Here is a 2,718-nt window from a genome sequence, read left to right on the forward strand (position 1 = left end):
GCCTCAAGCGCTACATCGTCCGCGACGTCTACACCGCCCTACGCGCAGACTTCGCCGCCCTCACCCCTTGACCTCCATAGGAGCATCGGGATGGCTGGCGGGGCACGGATACGCTCACTCCTTATCTGTAGTCCGTGCTGAAGGCTCATGACATGCACGACACAGAGCCGTGGATCATCTGGTGAGGTCTTACGGGGTAGTTCCTCACGACGCTGTGGCGTACCTCATCGAGGCAGTCGTGGACGTTCTTGGTCGGTTGGTCATGCCACAATCCCGCCCATGCCTGAGATCGTCACCGCGGCGTTGGTTCGCGAAGGTCGAGTCCTGCTCGTCCACCGAAGTCCGAACCGCCCTGTCTACCCGGACGTGTGGGATCTGCCCGGCGGACACATCGATGCAGGCGAGACAGAGATGGCCGCGCTCGCCAGGGAAATGCGCGAGGAACTGGGCGTGCGGATAACAACAGGCTCGGCGGTCCACCTGTGTCGGCTGGAGGTAGGCCGCGGAGAGGAATCCGTGCGCTTCAGTGCCTGGATTGTCGATGAGTGGGAGGGGACACCAACAAACGCCGCTCCCGATGAGCATGACGAGATCCGTTGGTTCCGGCCGGAGGAGTTGCCTCCGCTCATCCACGAACCCGTACGCACGGCGGTGGTGGAGGCGATGCGGGGTCACCAGCCCAGTGTCCAGCGAAGCGCATTGTCGTCCACGCATCTCATGATCATGCAGTTCGATCATTCGAGCGCCGAAATGGTCAAGTTCGGTGACACCTACGCGGACTCGGACTACAACCGTGCCGAAGCCGAGCGCGACGCCGCCGACTACGCGAGGCAGGCTGCGGCCAAGGGACTTCCACTTCAGTACCTCCTGGTGCGGGTGCAGACGGTAGCGGCGTTCGGACCTGAGTTCGACGGCTGAGGCTCGGGCAGCCAGCCCTGTTGCTGTCGACAGCAACGGTGACAGCAACAGGGCCGAACAGCGCGAGTCGAGGGCAGCCGGCGGCGGACTAACGCCCGACGTCATAGACATGCCCGGACGAGGCCGGACGGAGCGCCCAGAACTTACAAGCGAGGGGCCACCTACCCACGGTCGCCCTTCTTGGGCCAGGTGGCCAACGCCGCTAGGACGGCGCATGGAGCCAGACAACCCAGCAGGCCGCAGAGTGGCATGGCGACCATCCAGAACAACCCCTCCACGAGGCTAGATGGTAGGCGCTTGATTGAAGGCGTTGCGCGCCAGACGTCTGCCCAATGCAGCGGTGGGTCCTGGTGGAGCAGAGCAGGGGCGGCCCGGAGCCAGTGAGTGACAATCTCAGTGACGATCACGACGGACACCCGTGGACGCGTCGGGACGCTGTCGGATCGTCTCAGCAGCTCAGCCGATGCTTCAGGCCCGTTCAGGTGGCCTTGTTGGTTGCCCTGGTCAAGGAGTCGGTGGTCAAGATCATGCCGTCTCCAGGCCGTCAGAGGGCAACCCGTTGCGCCCACTGCTGACCATCAATGCCAGGCGTAACAGCAGTTCAAAGGCCAAGTCGTCTACTTTGGTCGACTATGCCCCAAGCCTTGATCAATACAACGCCAAGTGTTGAAGGCTTACTCCGTCGGCGGGGGAGTGAGCCAGGCGAGGGGTTGTCCGCTGAGGGCGGCGTCGGCCAGGCGGTGGGCGCTCGCGGTCTTGAGCGCCGCTCGTGAGCTGTCGATCCAACGTTCGACGTTGTCGATGCCCTGATGGCGGTACTCAACGGCTTGGACGAGGCATTCCAGCTTGTCGGCGTCGCGAGCGACGACGGCTTCCAGCGTCTCGCCCGCTTCGTATTCGGCGACGGCGGCGGTGATGACGTCGACGACGGCTGGGGGACAGGTGGCGACTTGGTCGGCGGTGACGGCGGTGTTGGGTACGGCGGTGAGGTAACGCTTGGCGATGTGCGGGATGTCGGTGATCCGGGTTTCCTGGGTGTCGTGCAGCACGCACAGCATCGAAACCCTGGCCGGGTCGACACCTTCCATGGCGGCGAGCACCATTCCGAGGAGCGCGGTCCGGAAGGAGTGTTCGGCGATGGACTCGGGGTGCTTGACGCCGGCGAACCACCAGCCGGTGCGGGCGGCGCGTTTGAGGACGCCGGCTTCGAAGATGAAGCTCATCGCTCCGGCGGCGTCGTGGTCGTCGGTCATTTGCCCGTCCCTGTGCCGGTGATTCCGTCAGCCCGCAGGCTGTAGACGATAGAGGCTAGTTCCTGCCGGGACTGCGCGGAGATCTGGTCACTGTCTAACTGGGCGTTTTGATCTTGTCTATTCACGCTTGGCCGGATTCGGTCAAGCGAATGCCGGCTCAGCAGAGTGGCCGCGTTGCGGATGTCGTCACCATTTGGCGCAACTGATCCCGCATCGATATGCCAGGTTCGCTCCGCAGAACGTGTCTGGTTCAGAAAAGCGCCGGGAAGTCGGACTGCATGTGCGATCCACCACGCCTCGTCCACAGTAGACCTGCGGCATGGCCGAGCGACCTGCCTACCCCTCCGACCTGTCCGACGCCCGCTGGGCGCTGATCGCACCACGGTTGACCGCCTGGCGGCAGGCACGTACCGACGCCGGGATCGGCGGACGTACCGCCAGCCATGACCTGCGCATCGTCACCGACACTCTCGGCCTGCTCCTCGCGGTCGTCGTCACCGCCGCCAGCGCCAGCGACAACACCGTCGGCATCGACCTGCTGGAACAG

Annotated in this window: 2 protein-coding genes and 1 pseudogene; 2 read left to right on the plus strand and 1 reads right to left on the minus strand. The window is 64.3% G+C overall.

Annotation, left to right across the window (positions count from 1 at the left end; all coding sequences use genetic code 11):
• Positions 1 to 279: 279 nt before the first annotated feature.
• A complete protein-coding gene (locus tag AB0G13_RS34475; protein WP_357883829.1) occupies positions 280 to 918 on the plus strand; it encodes an NUDIX domain-containing protein in 639 nt (212 codons plus the stop codon).
• A 674-nt stretch (positions 919 to 1,592) separates the two neighbouring features.
• Here AB0G13_RS34475 and AB0G13_RS34480 read toward each other — a convergent pair.
• Positions 1,593 to 2,171, minus strand: a complete 579-nt coding sequence (locus AB0G13_RS34480; RefSeq protein ID WP_357883832.1) for an HD domain-containing protein — start codon at positions 2,169 to 2,171, stop codon at positions 1,593 to 1,595.
• A gap of 319 nt (positions 2,172 to 2,490) precedes the next feature.
• On the opposite strand from AB0G13_RS34480, the pseudogene AB0G13_RS34485 reads away from it, so the two are divergent.
• Positions 2,491 to 2,718: pseudogene (locus AB0G13_RS34485) on the plus strand (hypothetical protein); the annotation flags it as partial.

This window comes from Micromonospora sp. NPDC023633 (genome assembly GCF_040640035.1).
Classification (GTDB): domain Bacteria; phylum Actinomycetota; class Actinomycetes; order Mycobacteriales; family Micromonosporaceae; genus Micromonospora.